Raw genomic sequence first — 17,612 nt, 5'->3', positions numbered from 1 at the left:
TTAACCAGCTACCCGAGCCGGAAACTCCATTCTTCCAGAGCCCAAAAAGTCTCAAATCATTCGACGACGGACAGACTTCTCGCCGTAGCCTCCGGTCGCACCATCATCACCCATGCAGTCGGTGGCCTTCAGCTTTATGTGGAGGCCGAGGACCCGTTAACACACCTTGGGATGCGGTCCGTGCTGCAGGCAGCGTTTTCAAAGATTCCCAGACATCAAAACTTGAAGCTCGAATGGAATTTTGTCGTGACGAGCCTTCGGCGTGACCGCCCCCAAGAGAGTCAGCGCCCGCAACCGATCAGGTAGCCTCTCAGCTTTCGCGGAAAGACATCGATGGCCTTCTTGTCCTGAACGGCCCAACCGGCGTCAATGAGATCGCGCGAGCTACTCTGAATTCTTGTTGCTGTGTGGCGGCATCGGCATCGCAAGCCCTTTAGCTTCAGCCGCGTTGAACAACTCCTTTGCTGACCTTGTCAATCTTAGCCAAGCAGCGGTTAAACAGTTCATCTTCTTCTACACTAAGTAAGATCACCATCGGTCGGTCATGCTGCTCGATCCTGTGCAGCTCCGCGCCCCACATCGCTCACCATCCTGCAAGCGTTCGTGGCGGCCTTGGTCGGCGTGGGCTTCATAATCTTAGTCCCGGAACGAAATCGGCCGATAATGGCGATGTCGCCCATGTTCTGCAGCTGTGAAGCCGTGTAATTTCTTGTAAATCACATCAAATCCGGGACAGCTAACGTTCTGCTTCTGGAGCCGTCCGTCGCCCTTACAAGCTAAGGGCGACGGGTGACCGCCTCACGGTCGTCTCAAGCAAAATTTGTATAAAATTATGATCGCAAACGACCCTTATGGCCAATAAAATGAACGAAACTTGACTATTCACCGATTTCAGGGCTAAATGCGCATAATTATGGTCATAAGCGTATCGCCCGTCCATTCTGATGAACATGCAGGTAGATCGTGCCCCGTCAAAGAAGCTACTCCAGAGTCACCCATTTGGCGCTCGCCATGCTAGGCAAACTGATCCGCGTCGGCCGCGCCGAGCGCGGCCTGACCGCGCAGGAACTGGCGGACCGCGCTGGCATCAGCCGTACCACCCTATCAAGCATCGAAAAAGGCGCGCCCGGCCCTGAGATCGGCATCGTCTTCGAGGTCGCTTCCATTGTCGGAGTGCGCCTATTCGACTACGACGAGCGCAATCTCCAGATGCACAATGTCCGCCTCGACGAAAAACTAACCCTGCTTCCCAAAAGTGTCCGCCACACCGTGAAGAAGGTAGATGATGACTTCTAAGGCAGCCCCTACTGAAGCCTTCGTATGGATGTGGCTGCCGGGGGCAACAGAACCGGTGGTAGCCGGTCGCCTCGACCAGGACGGTGACCACCTGCTCTATACCTACGGTGCCAGCTACCGCCGCCGTAAGAGCGCCATTCCCATCTACGAGCCTGAACTCCCCCTGCGGGAAGGAGTCATCGCGCCCATCAACGGCCTGACCATGGCCAGTTGCATTCGCGACGGCTCGCCGGATGCCTGGGGGCGCCGTGTTATCATCAACAGGCTGACGGGTAAGAAACCTGATGCTGCGGGCGTACCCGAGATCAGCGAGCTGACCTTCTTGCTCCAGTCAGGCTCCGACCGGATTGGCGCCCTCGATTTTCAGGGATCGGCCACAGAGTATACCCCGCGCCTTGCCGCACAAGCCTCACTAGACGAGCTCATGGAAGCGGTCGCCCTCATCGAAAAAGGCGTCTCCCTGTCCCCGGCACTCGACCAGGCCCTCAATCACGGCACGTCAATTGGCGGCGCACGCCCCAAGGCACTAATTGATAACGACGCAAAGAAATACATCGCCAAATTCTCCGCAACCTCTGACACCTACAGCGTCGTGAAGGCCGAATTCATCGCGATGAAGCTTGCAGCGGCCTGCGGTCTCAACGCCGCGTCTGTGTCAATCACCCGCGCCGGCAATAAGGACGTGCTGCTTATTGAGCGCTTCGATCGTACGCACACAACAGATGGCTGGACGAGGCACGCCATGGTCTCGGCCCTGACTATGCTTGGTCTTGATGAAATGATGGCCCGCTATGCCTCATACGAAGACCTCGCCGAACTCGTCCGCCACCGCTTTACTGACCCCAAGGACACGCTCAAGGAGCTCTACGGGCGGATTTGCTTCAACGTGCTGTGCGGCAATACCGACGACCATGCTCGCAACCACGCCGCCTTCTGGGACGGCAGGATGCTGACACTCACGCCGGCCTATGACATCTGCCCGCAGGGCCGCACCGGTAGTGAAGCCACGCAGGCCATGCTCATCAAAGGCGAGGACCGCGCCAGCACGCTCGCCACCTTGCTCGCTGCCGCGCCCGACTATCACCTGAAAGAGGCCGAAGCCGCCGCTCTGATCGAACACCAGATCACGACCATCGCCGAACATTGGCAAGAGGTTTGCGAGGATGCCGGCCTGCCCCCCGTCGACCGCAATCTGTTTGCTGGACGTCAGTTTCTCAATGGCTACGCCCTCGAAGGCCTCGGTAATCACAAGCCAATGGAGGATACATTTCGCGCCGCACAGGCCACACTAATAGTCGGCGGAAGTGTGTAAACGTGACAGCGCCCAGGCAGCTCAGAAAGTGCTGGATGTTGGTGCGTACCGTTGCACGACCTGACTCGAGGGCCGCAAAAGCGCTGATAAATCGGCACCTTTTGAAGCTTGTTGATCTTGTTGGAAATGTCGCTGGAGCGCGTGAGGGTATCGAACCCTCGTATCTCACTAGGGAAGCTGCTCGCCAAGGTTATGCTGGACAACGCTATCTTGAATAATATCGCGATTTTGGTTGCAAAATGTATCCGGCACATCGCGAGTGGACTACGGTTGCAGTCAGACGATGATGAGTTCCACACACGCCGTTCCCATCAGGCCGCCATAAAGAAAGGGCCGCTTCAGGCAGTTGTCCTTCCAATTTGCAATACGTTCTGGCCGTGCCCGCTGTGTCAAACAGGACGTTGATCGAAACACAGAGACTGCTTCGAAAGCCCAATGGGCCTAAACTGTCTGACCATGAAATGCGGAAATTGCGCGTATTGACCTCGAGAACTCGACGCCAGCATCAAAGGGATGACGCGGCGACGTTCTCCAAGGGACGCAGCGTGTTTCCGATAAGAAGCCTTGTCTTTTTACGAGGCGCTTCGGGCGGTACGTGCGCAGACCGTCGCTGGTAATGCAGATCGTTGACCCGGCCCGATCAAGTTTTGCGCGGCTAGTTTTGCCGGCAGCCGCCGTCAAGAACGATAAGTTGGGGCCGCCTTTTCAATCCATATCATCTGGCGGATAGTCAGATGATATACAGGTCGGGAAAGGCGAGATGCACTACGTGCAGAAGCTGCTTCCGACGCTGGATTGGAAGTCCGGTCCTCTAGGTGTGCGACTACGTACGAGCCCGACGAGCCGATCAAATTCCAGCAGGAGTACATCGCTGCTAGGACGAAAGCCGCGAACACCACCGCCGCCGCAATCAAGACTGCGGAAGGGAAAGGTGATGCGCCTCAGCTCGAACTCTGGCCGTTGAACTTGGTAGACTTCCTTGATCGGCGTGTGCGATCCTTTTTCAAGGTGAAGGCCTATCTCTTAGACCCTGCATGCCGCTACGGAAAATGCTCTCATATCTCTTTGGCGACAACGGACCGGCTCGCTGCTCCTCGCCATGATTTGAACTCTCTCCAGCACGGGCTTCGTCCTTCACGCGCTGTTTTCTACGGGCGAACGGGTTCTAGACGGAATCGGGATTGGCAATAGTTAAGTTCTGCTGAGTGGGGCTAAGCCCGCAGCAGCCCGTCTCGGCGGGACCCCAACGCCGGCGTTTGCGTCGTATGAAAATTTCTGTTCAGCCATTCATCTCCTTTCGGTTGATTGGTTTTAGCGGATAACGCTGCGGGCGCGTTCGAGGACACGCTGTTGGCGCTCTGCTACGATGTTCTGGCTTGCCTGCATGCGGACAACCTGCTGCAGCACCTTCAACTGTTCCCGCGTCGCCTCGAACGCGCGACGCTGAGCAGGCGAGACCCGATTGATAACATCCCTCTCTCCACGCAGGATGGCGTTGCGGCCGAAGCGATCGTCGAGCGCGCGGCTGGCGGTTGCAAATTCGTTACTAATGGCGGCATCAAGCGCGCCCGCTGCGACGTGGAGCCTACCGTTCTTTTCCTTCATCGCCGCCGACAGATTTCTCAGCGCGTCCTCCGCCGCCTGCGACAGCCCGGGAATGGCGATCGACATACACCGGCGCTCTTCCGAGACAGCGCGAACCTGCGTGTCCAAGGCGCCAACCCACGACATCCCGAGTGATCGAACGCGGCTTGCCACCTCCGCAATGGCTTGCAGAGCCTCTTTCCGCTCGCGGCCGGCTGCGAGCAATTTGTCCATGACACGGCCGGAGCCTCGCAACGCACCGTAGGCTGCGGGATCATTGGCAACAGCCATGGCGATCCGCTCGCCTGCAAAGCCCTTCAGGATCAGCTCCTCGATCTTTCCCACGGCACCTGCCGGATCGCGCCAGATACGCTCGGCTGCGCCAATAAGGGAAGTGCGATTTTGATGGTAGTGACGGACAGAGAGCGCCCTCTTCCGCGCTTCCTGGTCGATCGGGGTTTCGAATTCCGTTACAGCTGCAAGCATTGGCAGAACCCGCACCGTCTCTTGCCCCGGCACGACGCTTGCACCAGCGATGATCTTGGAGCGATCTTTCATTTCGGCAAGATGCTGTTCCTCTGCAAAGCCGCGCACGGCGGCAAATAAACGCCCGAGCTTTTCGCGACGATCCGGCGCAATATTCTCGGGCATCCGCTCGACCACGTTGCGCTCGGCGCTAGCGTCTGCCTTATCGGTAAATGCGGACCATCCGAAGCGGGCGGTGAGAGCGTCGTTGACCGCCTTCACCTCCTGAACAAGACGGCGATCGTGCGCAGCGTAGGTGAAGGCCGTCTTGTAGGCATCCTTGCCACCGCGCTCGCCCACGGCTTCGATTTCGGCAAGTCGCGCCATAGCCGGTTTCGAAAGTGCCGGAATCGACACCGACATATGGGCGCGACGTTGCTCCTCGCGAATGCCAAATCGTTCAACCTGCCGGCGGAACTCTGTGGCGTGGGCACGTGCCAGCGGCAGCAATTCCGACAACGCAGACACCGCCGCATCGCGTTCGGAGCGAGCCGCACGTCCATCAACCAAAAGATCCGATCCACGCAGACGGCCGAGACGCTGCGGCGAGGCTTTAAGATTCTCGGCAAGCTCGCGGGGCGCAATCCGCGCGTCGGAGGCAAGCGCGCTCAATCTGGCGAGCGCGCCTACGGGATCGCGATAAATTTTTTGCAAAACCGGCCGAAGAATCGCTTCTCGCTCCTTCCAGCGGTCCGAGCTGAGCTGAGCGCGACGGGCATCTTCGTAAACCCCACGGGAAAACAATCTTGTCGGCGCAATCAGATATTGTCGATCAGTCGGAACTTGGGATGTGAGGGTTTCGGCACGTTCCTCATTATAGGAAAAGCGTTTTTCAAGTTCGATCGCAAAACCGAGCGCCACGCTTGCCCGCTCCCAAAGCCTCGACACCTGCTCGCGCTTCTGCGCCAGCCACGCCAGCTGCCGTCCCACCCCGTCCTCCATCCAGGCAGCGACCCCGGAAAGTGTCTCGATGCCGCGCCGGCGGGCAAAATCCCGGACGTACGCCCGGTAGCCGGCCTCGCTCTCGAAATCGAGGGTCGTCGTCTTTGCACCGGAGCGGCCAAGACGCTGCACCAATTGCTTGAATAGCTCCGGCCGGTAGCTCTCCTGCTCGATGCGCTGCTGGCGAACCTCTGCCGATTCGATCTGCTTGGCAGTCCAGATGTTTCGATCGACGGTACGCTCCTCGAACCTCTTCTTTCCAGTTTTCTTATCGATGACGGGTATCGTCACCGTCACCCGTTCGACGCCATCCTTTCGCAACGCCACCGTGTCACCTTCCGACACGCCGGCCTCCTCCAGGGCCTTCGGCAGGCTCACGCCCCAGAGGCGATGCACGATTCCGTCGTCCGTTTTCACATCGGCGTAGGGGCTTTGATCGGTATCCTCTTCCTGTGGCCGGAACGTCGCATTACCGGTTCCGACCAGCTCGCCCGTGACGCCGACGGCTTGATCAACCTGGGATCTTTTCCCCCATTCCGGCTCCGGCTCAAAGTCCTCGCGGGCAGCATAAAGATCGGCCCGATCGCGATGGCGCGTCATCGACACATAGGTCAGATGCTGATCCATCATGCCGGTTGCGAGCACGAAAGTCCTGTCGACAGTCGCGCCCTGGGACTTGTGAATGGTCGCGGCATAGCCGTGATCGACACTCCGATAGCTGTTTTCGCTGATGACGACATCCCGGCCATTATCGAGACGGACGGATAACAGCGGATCGCCGTACGGGCCGCCGGTAGAGACGACCGTGCCGAGCATGCCGTTCCTGACATATTGGGGGCCAAGCTTTCGCGCGCGCGGTTCAAGAAACCTTGCGTTTTCGAGGAAGATGATCCGGTCGCCACCGGCGAACTCCCGTACGCCTCGTGCGGTCTGGAATTCACGAGAGACGGTCAGTGTGCCTTCATTTTTCATGACGTTGCGCAGCGCTGCATTGAGTCGCTTCACGTCGTGATTTGTATGGGCGAGAACGAGCAGCTCGTCACCATGCAAGCGGACAGGCTGTCCTTGATCTGCATTTTTCTGGATGAGGTCGCGGCGAGCGCTCGTCCAGTCGGTAACGATGCGGTCCACAGCTTCATCCCGGCTCTCCAACTCCACGATATGGCCCCGCTGCGCATAAGCGTCGAGCCCATCCTCGACCTTACCTCGGGCGAAAAAACGGGAGGCCTGCCGTGCCCACTCTTCACGCTGGCGCCTCACGCCGGCAAGTTCGGCAGACCCAATCCGCTCGGAAATGGCCCGGAAGGCGGCACCGGCCTGGATCGGCTGTAGCTGCATCGCGTCACCAACGAGAACCACCTTGGCCCCGGCGTCCTCGGCGCGCCTGAGCACACGTGCCATCTGCCGCGACGAGACCATGCCGGCTTCATCGATGACAAAGATGTCCCGCCGATCCAGCAGATCTTGTCCGTTCTCCCAAGCCATTTCCCACGAGGCGAGCGTGCGAGATCTGATGCCGGAACTGTCCTCCAACCCTTCGGCAGCCTTTCCGGCAAGTGCCGCCCCGAAAACACGCAGACTGTCGCTCTCCCACGCGACGCGCGCCGCGGCCAGCAGCGTCGATTTGCCGGCACCGGCAAGCCCCACCACAGCCGCCATGCCATTGTCGCCGGCGATATGATGGACGGCCTCCAACTGCTCGCGATCGAGCTTGAAGCGATTTTCCGGATCGGCGGATTCTACGGCTCTGACGGCCGCGGCAATTTTCACTTCGGCGATGCCGAAGCCCTTGCGCAGGGCCAGAGCGTCCGCCGACTGCGCCATGTCGTATTCGGTGCGCAGGATATCGCGTGTGGTGAAGACCGCAGCTTGGGCCAATCTGCCGGTCTGCGGGTCGGCCTGTTGCGGCTTCAACAGCACGAGATCATCTGCGGCCATCAGCTTGGCGCTTAATTTGGCGAAATCGGCGGGGTCGTCCACATAGCGGTGCAGAGCTTTGGCGATGTCACGCTCATCGAAGGTGGAACGCTCGTTGCCAAGTTGTTTCAACAGCAGGCCAGGATCAGTCAGAAGCCGGTCAGCCATCTCCTGCCGGCGTGCGAGATCAGCCGGCGCGAAATAAGTCTCGATCCCCTTGCGGGCGAGCGCTGCCTTCTCCGGCCCAAGGTGTTTCTGGGCAATTCCGTCGAGCCCCTGATCGGCGTAGGAGCGCCCGTCGAGGCGGATATCGTGGCCGGCAAGCGCCAAATGCCGATTGGTCGTTTCAGCCCAGGCGATTTTCCAGGCCTTCATGGTCTCTTTATCGCCGGCCCAAACCTTGTAGACGATTTTGCCTTTCGGTCGGCCAGGTGTGACGACCCGCAACGGCTCGCCGTCGGTGCCAAGCACCGGCAATTTTTTCGGCCCGAAGCCGTCGTCCGTGAGAGGTCGAAGCGCGGTCATCAGGTGGATGTGCGGGTTGCCATCCTTATCGTGGTAAACCCAGTCGCCGATCATGCCCTTGGAAGTCAGATTGTCCCGGACGAACTCGCGCACCAGGGCGATGTTCTCTGATCGGGACAGCTCTTCCGGAAGCGCGATGATCAATTCGCGAGCAAGCTGCGCGTCTGCACGCGTCTCGAAAGCGTCAACTGCGTTCCAAATAGACTCGCTGGCCGCAGCGACGCTCTTTCCATCGATAGTCGTGCGCAGCCAGACCGGTATCTGGTCCGGCAACGCAAGTTCCTCATGCTTCAGTTCGGCCACCCCGCCGCGATAGCTGAATGATGTGCCGGCCTGCTCGTCCATCATCCGGGCACGGTGACGATAGGCGGCGGCGGAAACGATGCTACGTCCACCTCCCCTGCTGATCACCTGCGCTCTGACGAACATGATCGCCACTGAAATCTCCAGACCTTCCAGGCACGTCGCACCAGCGACGTATATTGCGTCCTTAAAGCAATCGTCCCGACAAGACCGATCCCGCTTTTCCAAAAGTAGGACCAGCTGGGATTTCCAACAGCGACTTTTGGGGCTTGTGCACGATAGCGTTTTTTACTATCATTTTCTAGTTAGTAAAATGGCGATATGGCATGTTCAGAAAGGCCACGGGGTACATCTTCATGACAACAAAAACGGTATTGACGGATATTGATGCTCAAATCGAAAAGCTTCGGACGAAAAGAAAAACTTTGATAGCTAAATCAGCCGATCGTTTTGCGCGTGCGGCGGCGAAGTCGGGATTGGCAGAGATGGAGATCGCCGATGAGGAGGTCGATCGCATGTTCGAAGAGATCGCGTTGCGATTTCACAACGGCGAAAAGACGCAATCTGCAGGCGCACCGGCTTCGCTGCGTGGACAGGGAAGTGGCGGGTCTGAAGCGGAAACGGAGGTTTCTCATGACAGCTGATCGAAAGAGGGAGGCAAGAGAAAGGTTTCTGCTTGGCGGCATTGTGGTGCGCGCGGGCCTGTCGAACGCCGATCGGGCTTTCCTGCTTGGTGGACTTCTCGAAATGAAGCGGCTGGTGCCGGGGACACCTGAACATCGGCGTCTGTGCGATATCGGGGAGCTGGCCTTCAGAGCCGCGGCATTCGACGGCGGGTCAGATCGCTTTGAAAAGGCGCCGGAATGAAGGGAAAGGCCAAACGCCATCCAAGCCTGTTGCTTATGATCGTTCCCATCGTCGTCACGGGTTTTACCTTTTACATCGCCCACTGGCGCTGGCCTGAACTGGCAAGCGGCATTACTGGCAAGCCGCAATACTGGTTCCTTCGGGCGTCACCGTTACCGGTCCTTTTGTTCGGGCCGCTGGCTGGATTACTGGCGGTCTGGGCGCTGCCCCTTCATCTGCGAAGGCCCATAGCATTGGCAAGCTTTTTCAGCTTTGTCCTGATGGCAGGCTTTTACGGGCTACGCGAATTCCGGCGCCTTCAGCCGCTCGTAAAGAGCGGAGTGCTAACCTGGGATCGCGCGATGTCATACGTCGACATGATTGCGGTCTTTGGCGCAACGATGGGGTTCATGGCGGTCGCGGTCGCGGCGCGCATCTCCAGCGTCGTGCCCGAACAGGTGACGCGCGCCAGGCGAGGAACATTCGGAGATGCCGACTGGCTGCCGATGTCGGCAGCGGCACGGCTGTTTCCCGATGACGGCGAGATTGTCATCGGTGAGCGCTACAGGGTCGACAAGGAGCTCGTCCATGAGCTGCCGTTCGATCCGAACGATCCGGCCACCTGGGGACGCGGTGGCAAAGCCCCGCTGCTGACCTACGCCCAGGATTTCGATTCGACCCACATGCTTTTCTTCGCGGGCTCCGGTGGCTTCAAGACCACCAGCAACGTCGTGCCGACGGCGCTCAGATATAGAGGACCGCTCATTTGCCTCGATCCGTCCACCGAGGTCGCCCCGATGGTCGTTGACCACCGCAGAGAGAAACTCGACCGAGAGGTCGTTGTGCTCGATCCGTCAAATCCGATCATGGGATTTAACGTGCTCGACGGCATTGAGCACTCGCTAAAAAAGGAAGAGGACATTGTTGGCATCGCGCACATGTTACTCTCGGAAAGCTTGCGCTTCGAATCGTCGACTGGCTCTTACTTCCAATCGCAGGCGCACAATCTACTGACTGGTCTTCTGGCGCATGTGATGCTGTCACCGGAATATGCAGGACGGCGAAACCTGCGCAGCCTGCGCCAGATCGTCTCTGAGCCGGAAACCTCCGTGCTCGCCATGCTGCGCGACGTCCAGGAACACGCCTCGTCGGCTTTCATCCGCGAAACGCTCGGCGTCTTTGTGAACATGACCGAGCAAACGTTCTCAGGCGTCTATTCGACGGCGTCGAAGGATACGCAATGGCTGTCGCTCGATAATTACGCGGCCCTGGTTTGCGGCAACACGTTCAAATCGAGCGAGATCGCTGGCGGAAAGAAAGACGTTATTATCAATATCCCCGCATCGATCCTGCGGTCCTATCCCGGTATCGGTCGGGTAATCATCGGCGCGCTGATCAACGCGATGATCGAAGCGGATGGTGCGTTCACGAGGCGAGCGCTGTTCATATTGGACGAGGTCGATCTGCTTGGCTATATGCGCGTGCTTGAAGAGGCGCGCGACCGCGGTCGCAAGTATGGTGTCAGCATGATGATGATGTACCAGTCCGTCGGCCAGCTGGAGCGGCACTTCGGAAAAGACGGTGCGGTGTCGTGGATCGACGGCTGCGCCTTTGCAAGCTACGCGGCGATCAAGGCACTCGATACCGCGCGCAACGTTTCAGCCCAATGCGGGGAGATGACTGTCGAAGTCAAGGGCAGTTCTCGCAATATGGGCTGGAATACGAAGAACAGAGCATCCCGCTCGGAAAACATCACATTCCAGCGCCGGCCTCTAATCATGCCCCACGAGATCACACAATCGATGCGCAAGGACGAGCAGATCATTATCGTCCCGGGCCACAGTCCAATCCGCTGCGGGCGGGCAATCTATTTCAGACGAAAGGACATGGATATGCAGGCCAGGCCCAACCGGTTTGCCAAGCTGAAACCCTGACGGTTCAGGTCAGCCTCGCCGACCGCTTTCCATACCTGCCGGTCATTTCCTTGCCATCATCAGCGCCAGTGACGTCAACCACCTTTCGCGCACAACCGGCCATCTGATTCATCGCTTTGCTCGCTCGGCAATCGTCACCGGCATTTTTTCACATCGCCTATCCCTTCACAATTACTGGATACTGCCGAATTGGCAAATAGGCATCCATCACATAAATGAATCGAAGAAGAGTTTTCGATTCATAAGTCTCGTTGGACCAAATCGAGAGCATCGCCGATCATGCGCGCATGGGCACACATCATTATCAGCTTTATTGCCAGAGGATCGACGCCAGCAGGAACATGGCCAGATATTACACGCTTGCGATCCGGCCCACCCTTTTTGGAGAAATAGCCGTGGTACGAAGTTGGGGAAGGATCGGCAAAGCCGGCGGAGAAATGACCGAGGTCTTCGGCAATGAGAAAGACGCGATATCGCGCTTTCTCGAACTGTTGCTCAAGAAACGGAAGAAGGGCTATCAACCGGCAAGAATTTGTGGAAACCCCGGCAAGAACGTCTCTCTGGGAACATCACCGCACGACAACGCGGACAATCGAAGGCTGCCCTGTTTAACGAGGGAACCGTCATGACCCCAACCAATGAAATCGCTGACAAGTTCGCATCCGAACAGAACCTGACCAAAGCTCAGGCGAAAGCGATCGTCGAAACCATCTTTGCTTCGATCACGGCGGCAGCCTTGAGCCGAAACATCTACCCCGGCTCATGCAAGTTCAAGATCAAGGATACCCTAAGCGAGAGGTGCGCAATCCGGCGACCGGCGCCACCATCAAGGTTGCCGTTGCGAAGACGCTTACATCCAACCGCAAAAGCGCTGAAAGATTTGCTGAATAACTAATCCGCGTCGCGACAAGCGGCTTCGCCAAACCTGCTCCCGGCGCAGCGTCGTCAGCGCTGCCTGCCTCATGCTCGAAGCTAATCGTCATATGGATGGCGATCTGGCAGTGGCGGCGGCTCTGGGGCTGTATGCCGCCCTCAAAAGGGCGGCACGGCGTCTACGGAACAGTCCTGCTCTGTCATTCGGCAGCAGATGCGGGCGTTGACTGGATGAGGGAGCTGCCTCACGTCCCATGAAACTGGCTGCGGCATTGAGGCCCCGGCGCTTGGGGCGACGGCCCTCTTTTCTTTTGTGCGGCATGCCGAACCTTAGACCCGTTGGCGCTGGCATTAACGTTCAACTTGACCGCAAAATAAGTAAATGTAGTGTCATTCCATCACAGAAGGTGACTTGCATGCATTCGTTTTGTCGCGGAATAGCTGGTTTGGTGCTTCTCGCAACAGCCGGATGCGCCGGGGCAAATTATGCCATGAACGATTTTAACGGTATCGATCCCGTCGCGTGGCAAAGCCCCATGAGTGGATCGACTTTTTTGATATTCGATAAGCCCCAAGAAGCCCGCCTCTTGATTGCCAGAAATTCAGGGGAAACGAACCTGCAAGACGGCATCGCGAATCCTGCACCAATCGCAACAGATACGTCCCCCGCATCATATGAGAGTGCGACAATCGAGTGGCTCAAGACGACCGGACGTACATGCATGACAAAATCAACCTTCTTGATCGCCGAGTTCCAGTACGAGATCAGATACTTATGCGAAGGCCCCTTCCCGGCGGCGCCAGCAAAACCAGCACCCTGGTAATCCAGTTGTTACAAATTCGATGGCACGGTTCTTATTAGTAAGCTTTGTGCAAGCTTGTAGTGGCAATATTTTTTCCAACGACACGAATGCCAAGAACAGGCATCTGAGAATGCAGCGGCGTTGCAAATAACGCTTAAGCGTGAGCCCGTCACCCCGCCAGGTGACGGGCTTTTTTGTTTTCACCTCGACCCATTCGATCCCATTGGCTTGGGCCAGATCGCCACCGAAGCTTGCATCACGATCATCGTCGGCTGCTTTATGTTCCTGTCTTTCGCCGCAATCATGATCGCGGCGATCATGAGTTGATCTAACGAAATCTCTGCTTATGGGCTCCGGGTGACGAGTTAACTAGAGAGCACAGGCCGCGAAGCGCTTTGAGAAAGTATCCGATTACGCCGAACTCATCGTAATGGTTCCCCTATATCTCGGCGGCTTCGCAACGCCTCCTCTTGAACCGGAAGCCCAACAAGCAATGGTTTCAGCGTGGAGCCCCCGATCGCGACGCGATCATGCTTCTCTATCATTCGACGGGTGCCATCTGTCAGTAACTGCCGAGTTTGTTTGTCTCGCCTGTCTAACGTGATATCAGCAAGGGATGTCGTATTCCGCTCAACTGGCCAAAGCCATCGGTTGTCTTCACAGCACATTCCTGCAGCTACGACTGACTGGTGCTCTAATATGGCGCTTTTGGCCGCAACTCGCAGCGCTTTGGCTGCTAGGCTTCATAGGAAATCTGCTGCTTAACGAGATTGCCGCCCTGATCGGGCGCTGGAATTCACTTGCCGGACTGTCTATGCTTGCGATCGTCGTTCTCGTTAAGCTCATAGTCATCCTTGCCTTGTTCGAGACTGTCAGATCGGGCCTTCCGGCGCTCGATGCCGCGTCGCGTGCGGTGACCGGCCAGACTCACGTCGACAACAGAATAGATACGGGGACACGCACTTTCATCGGCGCGCTTGCCCTCAGTCTTGTCCCATTCTTCGCGTTCTACGCTGCGTGGGGTTTTCTCGGCGACACGATTAGGGATTACTCCCGCCTGTCGCTTACGCTGTTAATGGCGGGTGAAAGCGCTGGCCTGCTGAATGTATCGGAGGGGTCATGGCTCATTGTGCCGGTTGCTGCCGCCTGGGCGGTGCGGCGTTTCTCGAAGGCGATGCACAAGCGGTCACGCTCTTCGGTCTGGCCGGTTCTGATCGTGATCTGCGAAGCTAACTGGGCTTTCATAGGTGTTTTTGTGATCTCCGAATGGCAGGATGATGTCCGCACATGGTTCAGCCACCTGCCGGAAACGATCGGCGGGCTTCTCAGCTTCCTTGCGCCGATTACCGACGCTACCGCGCAACAGGCCCTTGCCCCTCCGCCGGAATTCGCCCCTCCGCCGATCGGGAAAGTGCTGACCAGCCTGTTTTTCTACGCACTTTATCCGGTGGTTTGGCTAACGATCGCAGCTCTCGTCTATGGCTACGATATCGACAGCAAGCGCGATCGTGGGGACGACCGAGTTTCTCGCGCTTTATCCCGTTGGGAAGCTTTGCCAAAATCCATCCGCGATTTCGCTTCGCACTTTATCTCCGGCACGCTGAAGCGGTATCGCGCGCTTGCCGAAGGGATCGGTCTTGCGCTGAACTCCGGCGTTGCCTTGGTCGTGGTTGCCGTTATCGTCTATCGGCTATTGGACTGGGGAGCGGCCTGGACCTGGTATGAGCTCACGCAGCTCATCGGCCCGCATGAACTGCCGCTTTGGCAGATCATTGCGCAAGTCATCTCGCCGTTCATCGGCACGCCAAGCGATCCCGGCGAAGGCCTGCTCATTACGCCGGTCAAGATGTGCCTTCTGGCCGCCACGCTCGAAGTCGGTTTCAGCCAGGGACGGGAGTGGCGAGGGCGACAACAGAACGAGCACACCGCGTGATGTCAGTTAAGCTTGAGTGGAAAGCCGATCGCTTTCGGTCGCGAGGCTGCGACGCTCAGTCTAACAGATAGGAACGGAACTGCGTTGGCGGGAACCACGAACTTCTCCTCGATCAAGGCTGCGTGGTCTTGACGTGGCGGCGTCAGTGAGGTGATCCCACAACCACTGACTGGAGTTACTTTCGGGTCAAGGTCGCGGCTGATGTCGTTCGAAAGGCTGACATCGAGCGGCAACCAGCGGCGTCCCACGCTGTCCGTCAGACTGACCTCGCATTGTCCCCAGTCTTCTCCGATGTCGCGAGTGGCAGTCGCTTCCATCCGAACGATGATAAGCCGCATCTGGCCGGGAAAACGTACTTGTGTATCCCGGCCATCGCCGATCAGACGAACCTTATCGAGTTGCCATCGGGCGCCGGCGTAATCGAGTTGGTCAGCGCCTTGCGCGATATCGGTCTCTATACGATGTCTGTAATCAGCGGCATTGCGCCACGCATTTATTGCGACCGCAGCAGCGACGAGAACAGGCAGGCTGGCAAGTGACAGCCACCACATTCTTCTTTCGCGGTTAGATACCATCCTTGCCAATCTCCAGTTTTTCGCGCGGAGCAAGGTTAAGGTTGTCGTTCTCGAGCGAGACGCGGACCTGATCCTTCAACTGCGGATCGAACTGCTCGGACAGGAGAAGTTTCATGCCTTGCGTTTCGTCTTCGGGAAGCTCGAACACGAAAACGCCAGTCGTTGGCAGTCCTGGCTGCAACATTTTCGCCGAGAGTAAATCTGGAGCCACTCCTGCCCTGTGTGACTGGCGATACATGCGGCCCGTCCCGCCGACCAAGGTCGCCGCACGTATCGGCATAGTTTTCGGAAAGGCGTGCAGTTCGGCGCTGACAACGACCCAGACACCTGAGCTTTGCAGATCAGTCGGCCGCCCAAATCGTTGAAAAGCGATCGTCCGGGCTTTTACGACGCTTTTGATCTTCACGCTGAATGTCGTGCTCGAAACTGTCTCGCTCTGGCGGCCGGATTTCATGATCGGCCCGGTCAGCATGGCATAAGGCGGCGTCGTCGCCTGCAAGGCTGCAAGGATCACGAAACTTACGAGTAGCCCCACCCCCAGCAAGACTGATCGCATCATGGCAATATCCCCTGCCCCGGATTCGCGAGAGGCAATCTTATCTCCGCGACGCTCCCCGACGGAAACCAGCCAGGTGCGGCGTATAAATTATCTCGAGGTTTGAAGACCGCGCCCTCGACCCGAAGCTGCAAGGAATAAGGCAGCGTTTGGGAATCGGAAACTTCCCACACTGCTGTCACGGCTTCTGGCATCCGTGGATGCAGATCCCATAGGATGGCCCGATCACGCTTGAGGTAATATTGTGGTCTGGCCGCATCGGAGACGTTGGTAATCTTGATCAGGTCGGCGTAGAGGTTAGAGCTTTCCGAAGAGACGTTCTCCAGTATCATATCGAGGGCAATAGCTTTTTTGCCTGGTGATATTTTGCCGCCATTTGGCATGACCGTAACAATGGAGCCAGCGGTGACGGACACCTTCCAGCGCCCGGCTCCGACGGGTGTAGAGACCTCCACCTGCGGTACGATTTCAGATTCCCGCTTCTCATAGAGGGAATAGCCGAGCGAGACGGTCGCAGCCAACAAGCCGCCTGCTCCGGCGAGAAGCTTGGCAAGCCGCCCCTTGGGCTTCTGACGTAGTATCGGTCGCTTCAAATTATCAATTCCATCATTCGAGCGCGAAAATAGCAAAACAATGCTTCGGTTTCGACCGGCTAGGTGACATTCACCCGAAACATAATCGCGGCAGCTGAACCATAAGGATTTAGGAGCGGTCAAACGATCAAGACTATTTCGCCGCATGGGCTTGCATGAATTTGTTTGTCTCCACCGGAACGCTGACAAACCACGGCCGAGTTCATGGGATCAGGACGTCATGGCAGCCGAGGTTGTACGCATGAACCCTAATCTTTCACCCCAGACCAAAATCGGATGTCGCGCACGTCCTGTCCACATATGTCGTCGACCCGCATTTGGGCGGTACATGATAGCAGTGCTACATGGCGAATTCGACAGCCCCCCGGCTGTAGCAACGTCCCATAGAAGCTCCAAACTCTTGAAGGAAAGACACCCAGATTACCACTGTCGTAATCTAGACCGTTCGAAAACTGCACAAAGTAGCGGAAGCCGGACTGCTCAATCGCCGCGGGCGGAGGAAATTCTGGCGTCGTTAGGTTGCAGCCAGACGTCCAGGACGCACCATCCCCGATGTCGATGAAAAGAGATCAACAGGAGAGCTTCAGGACGCGAGATCCTTCCCAGCGAGTTTTGAGAGCGCCCCTCAGAACGGTGGCTCCGCATCGACGCGGCCGTCTAGCTCGGCAGTCGCCCACGTTAGTTCAGCCTTAGCGAGATCAAGCTCGGCCTCAATCAGGCGGCGTTCGGAAAAATCGACAGCGTTGCGCAATTCGGCACGAAGTTCTTCGATCTGGCATTCGAGTTCGTAGGTCATCTTCTGATCTCCTATGTGAAAGACGATCAGCGGCGCCGGGTAGGGAATGACGTCGTCAGGGATCGCCGAAGCGACCGGCAGAGCCGGGAAGTGGGAGAGCCGATTCCGTGTTGGCGGCTCCGCTGCCAGTTCGAAATTGGGGGTACCGCTTATCCTTGACGTCGGCACTCCCGTGGGCATCACCATCGGGTACTGAGCAGGTTCCTTTCCCTCCGTGGCTACCCGAAAAGCCGGACCCGGCTCGATGCCGGGTCCGGCTTGAAATCTCGGAGAGAAGAGAAGGCTCCGCCGGTGGCAGA

The 17,612-nt window shown here is 57.7% G+C and carries 13 protein-coding genes and 1 pseudogene; 9 read left to right on the top strand and 5 right to left on the bottom strand.

All coding sequences use genetic code 11. The annotated features are described in order from the left end of the window. Window positions 1-1,011 precede the first annotated feature (1,011 nt). Window positions 1,012-1,296, top strand: a complete 285-nt coding sequence (locus tag DOU54_RS10480; RefSeq protein ID WP_072495286.1) for a helix-turn-helix transcriptional regulator — start codon at window positions 1,012-1,014, stop codon at window positions 1,294-1,296. Continuing rightward, a complete protein-coding gene (locus DOU54_RS10475; protein ID WP_113731220.1) occupies window positions 1,286-2,608 on the top strand; it encodes a type II toxin-antitoxin system HipA family toxin in 1,323 nt (440 codons plus the stop codon). The genes DOU54_RS10480 and DOU54_RS10475 overlap by 11 nt, the downstream gene beginning before the upstream one ends. A gap of 1,311 nt (window positions 2,609-3,919) precedes the next feature. Here DOU54_RS10475 and traA read toward each other — a convergent pair. Next, window positions 3,920-8,539, bottom strand: coding sequence for a Ti-type conjugative transfer relaxase TraA (gene traA, locus DOU54_RS10465; protein WP_113731215.1), 4,620 nt, complete (start codon window positions 8,537-8,539; stop codon window positions 3,920-3,922). A 221-nt stretch (window positions 8,540-8,760) separates the two neighbouring features. Here traA and DOU54_RS10460 point away from each other — a divergent pair, with 221 nt between their 5' ends. The 7 genes and pseudogenes from DOU54_RS10460 to DOU54_RS10425 all read left to right on the top strand — a co-directional run bounded on the left by DOU54_RS10460 (window position 8,761) and on the right by DOU54_RS10425 (window position 14,793). Further along, the gene (locus tag DOU54_RS10460; RefSeq protein ID WP_113731218.1) at window positions 8,761-9,048 is read left to right on the top strand and encodes a TraC family protein; all 288 of its coding nucleotides are present in this window, start codon (window positions 8,761-8,763) and stop codon (window positions 9,046-9,048) included. After that, window positions 9,038-9,271, top strand: coding sequence for a conjugal transfer protein TraD (locus DOU54_RS10455; protein ID WP_113731213.1), 234 nt, complete (start codon window positions 9,038-9,040; stop codon window positions 9,269-9,271). Before DOU54_RS10460 ends, DOU54_RS10455 begins: the two co-directional genes overlap by 11 nt. Further along, complete coding sequence (traG, locus tag DOU54_RS10450) at window positions 9,268-11,184, top strand: Ti-type conjugative transfer system protein TraG (RefSeq protein WP_113731211.1); 1,917 nt, start codon at window positions 9,268-9,270, stop codon at window positions 11,182-11,184. Before DOU54_RS10455 ends, traG begins: the two co-directional genes overlap by 4 nt. Window positions 11,185-11,471: 287 nt before the next feature. Next, the gene (locus DOU54_RS10445; RefSeq protein ID WP_052114319.1) at window positions 11,472-11,813 is read left to right on the top strand and encodes a WGR domain-containing protein; all 342 of its coding nucleotides are present in this window, start codon (window positions 11,472-11,474) and stop codon (window positions 11,811-11,813) included. After that, window positions 11,810-12,079: pseudogene (locus DOU54_RS10440) on the top strand (HU family DNA-binding protein). The gene DOU54_RS10445 and the pseudogene DOU54_RS10440 overlap by 4 nt, the downstream one beginning before the upstream one ends. 469 nt (window positions 12,080-12,548) lie before the next feature. Further along, window positions 12,549-12,881 carry a hypothetical protein gene (locus tag DOU54_RS10435; protein ID WP_113731209.1) on the top strand — a complete coding sequence of 111 codons (333 nt, stop codon included), beginning with the start codon at window positions 12,549-12,551 and terminating at the stop codon, window positions 12,879-12,881. Between the two features lie 793 nt (window positions 12,882-13,674). After that, window positions 13,675-14,793 (top strand): hypothetical protein, encoded by a 1,119-nt coding sequence (locus tag DOU54_RS10425; RefSeq protein ID WP_113731205.1) that lies wholly within the window; start codon window positions 13,675-13,677, stop codon window positions 14,791-14,793. 2 nt (window positions 14,794-14,795) lie between these two features. Here the strand turns inward: DOU54_RS10425 and DOU54_RS27145 are convergent, their stop codons facing one another. The 4 genes from DOU54_RS27145 to DOU54_RS27720 form a co-directional block, all read right to left on the bottom strand. After that, the gene (locus DOU54_RS27145) at window positions 14,796-15,368 is read right to left on the bottom strand and encodes a hypothetical protein (RefSeq protein ID WP_146617348.1); all 573 of its coding nucleotides are present in this window, start codon (window positions 15,366-15,368) and stop codon (window positions 14,796-14,798) included. Next, window positions 15,358-15,927, bottom strand: coding sequence for a hypothetical protein (locus DOU54_RS10410; protein ID WP_113731202.1), 570 nt, complete (start codon window positions 15,925-15,927; stop codon window positions 15,358-15,360). Before DOU54_RS10410 ends, DOU54_RS27145 begins: the two co-directional genes overlap by 11 nt. Then, window positions 15,924-16,553: a hypothetical protein gene (locus DOU54_RS10405; RefSeq protein ID WP_146617347.1), complete on the bottom strand. Its 630-nt coding sequence runs from the start codon at window positions 16,551-16,553 to the stop codon at window positions 15,924-15,926. The genes DOU54_RS10410 and DOU54_RS10405 overlap by 4 nt, the downstream gene beginning before the upstream one ends. 589 nt (window positions 16,554-17,142) lie before the next feature. After that, window positions 17,143-17,612 (bottom strand): hypothetical protein (locus DOU54_RS27720; RefSeq protein WP_210206198.1); only part of this gene is annotated, 470 nt, incomplete at its 5' end.

Origin of the sequence: Agrobacterium sp. MS2 (genome assembly GCF_003261015.1) — a bacterium.
GTDB lineage: Bacteria > Pseudomonadota > Alphaproteobacteria > Rhizobiales > Rhizobiaceae > Agrobacterium > Agrobacterium pusense.
Note: the sequence above shows the minus strand (reverse complement) of the source record. Positions and strands in the feature narration are given on the sequence as shown.

Coding starts and splice junctions, on each gene's coding strand:
- DOU54_RS10435 (WP_113731209.1), top strand. CDS start 12,549: ATGAACGATTTTAACGGTATCGATCCCGTCGCGTGGCAAAGCCCCATG.
- DOU54_RS10455 (WP_113731213.1), top strand. CDS start 9,038: ATGACAGCTGATCGAAAGAGGGAGGCAAGAGAAAGGTTTCTGCTTGGC.
- traG (WP_113731211.1), top strand. CDS start 9,268: ATGAAGGGAAAGGCCAAACGCCATCCAAGCCTGTTGCTTATGATCGTT.
- DOU54_RS10475 (WP_113731220.1), top strand. CDS start 1,286: ATGACTTCTAAGGCAGCCCCTACTGAAGCCTTCGTATGGATGTGGCTG.
- DOU54_RS10480 (WP_072495286.1), top strand. CDS start 1,012: ATGCTAGGCAAACTGATCCGCGTCGGCCGCGCCGAGCGCGGCCTGACC.
- DOU54_RS10460 (WP_113731218.1), top strand. CDS start 8,761: ATGACAACAAAAACGGTATTGACGGATATTGATGCTCAAATCGAAAAG.
- DOU54_RS27145 (WP_146617348.1), bottom strand. CDS start 15,368: ATGGTATCTAACCGCGAAAGAAGAATGTGGTGGCTGTCACTTGCCAGC.
- DOU54_RS10425 (WP_113731205.1), top strand. CDS start 13,675: ATGCTTGCGATCGTCGTTCTCGTTAAGCTCATAGTCATCCTTGCCTTG.
- DOU54_RS10445 (WP_052114319.1), top strand. CDS start 11,472: ATGGGCACACATCATTATCAGCTTTATTGCCAGAGGATCGACGCCAGC.
- DOU54_RS10410 (WP_113731202.1), bottom strand. CDS start 15,927: ATGATGCGATCAGTCTTGCTGGGGGTGGGGCTACTCGTAAGTTTCGTG.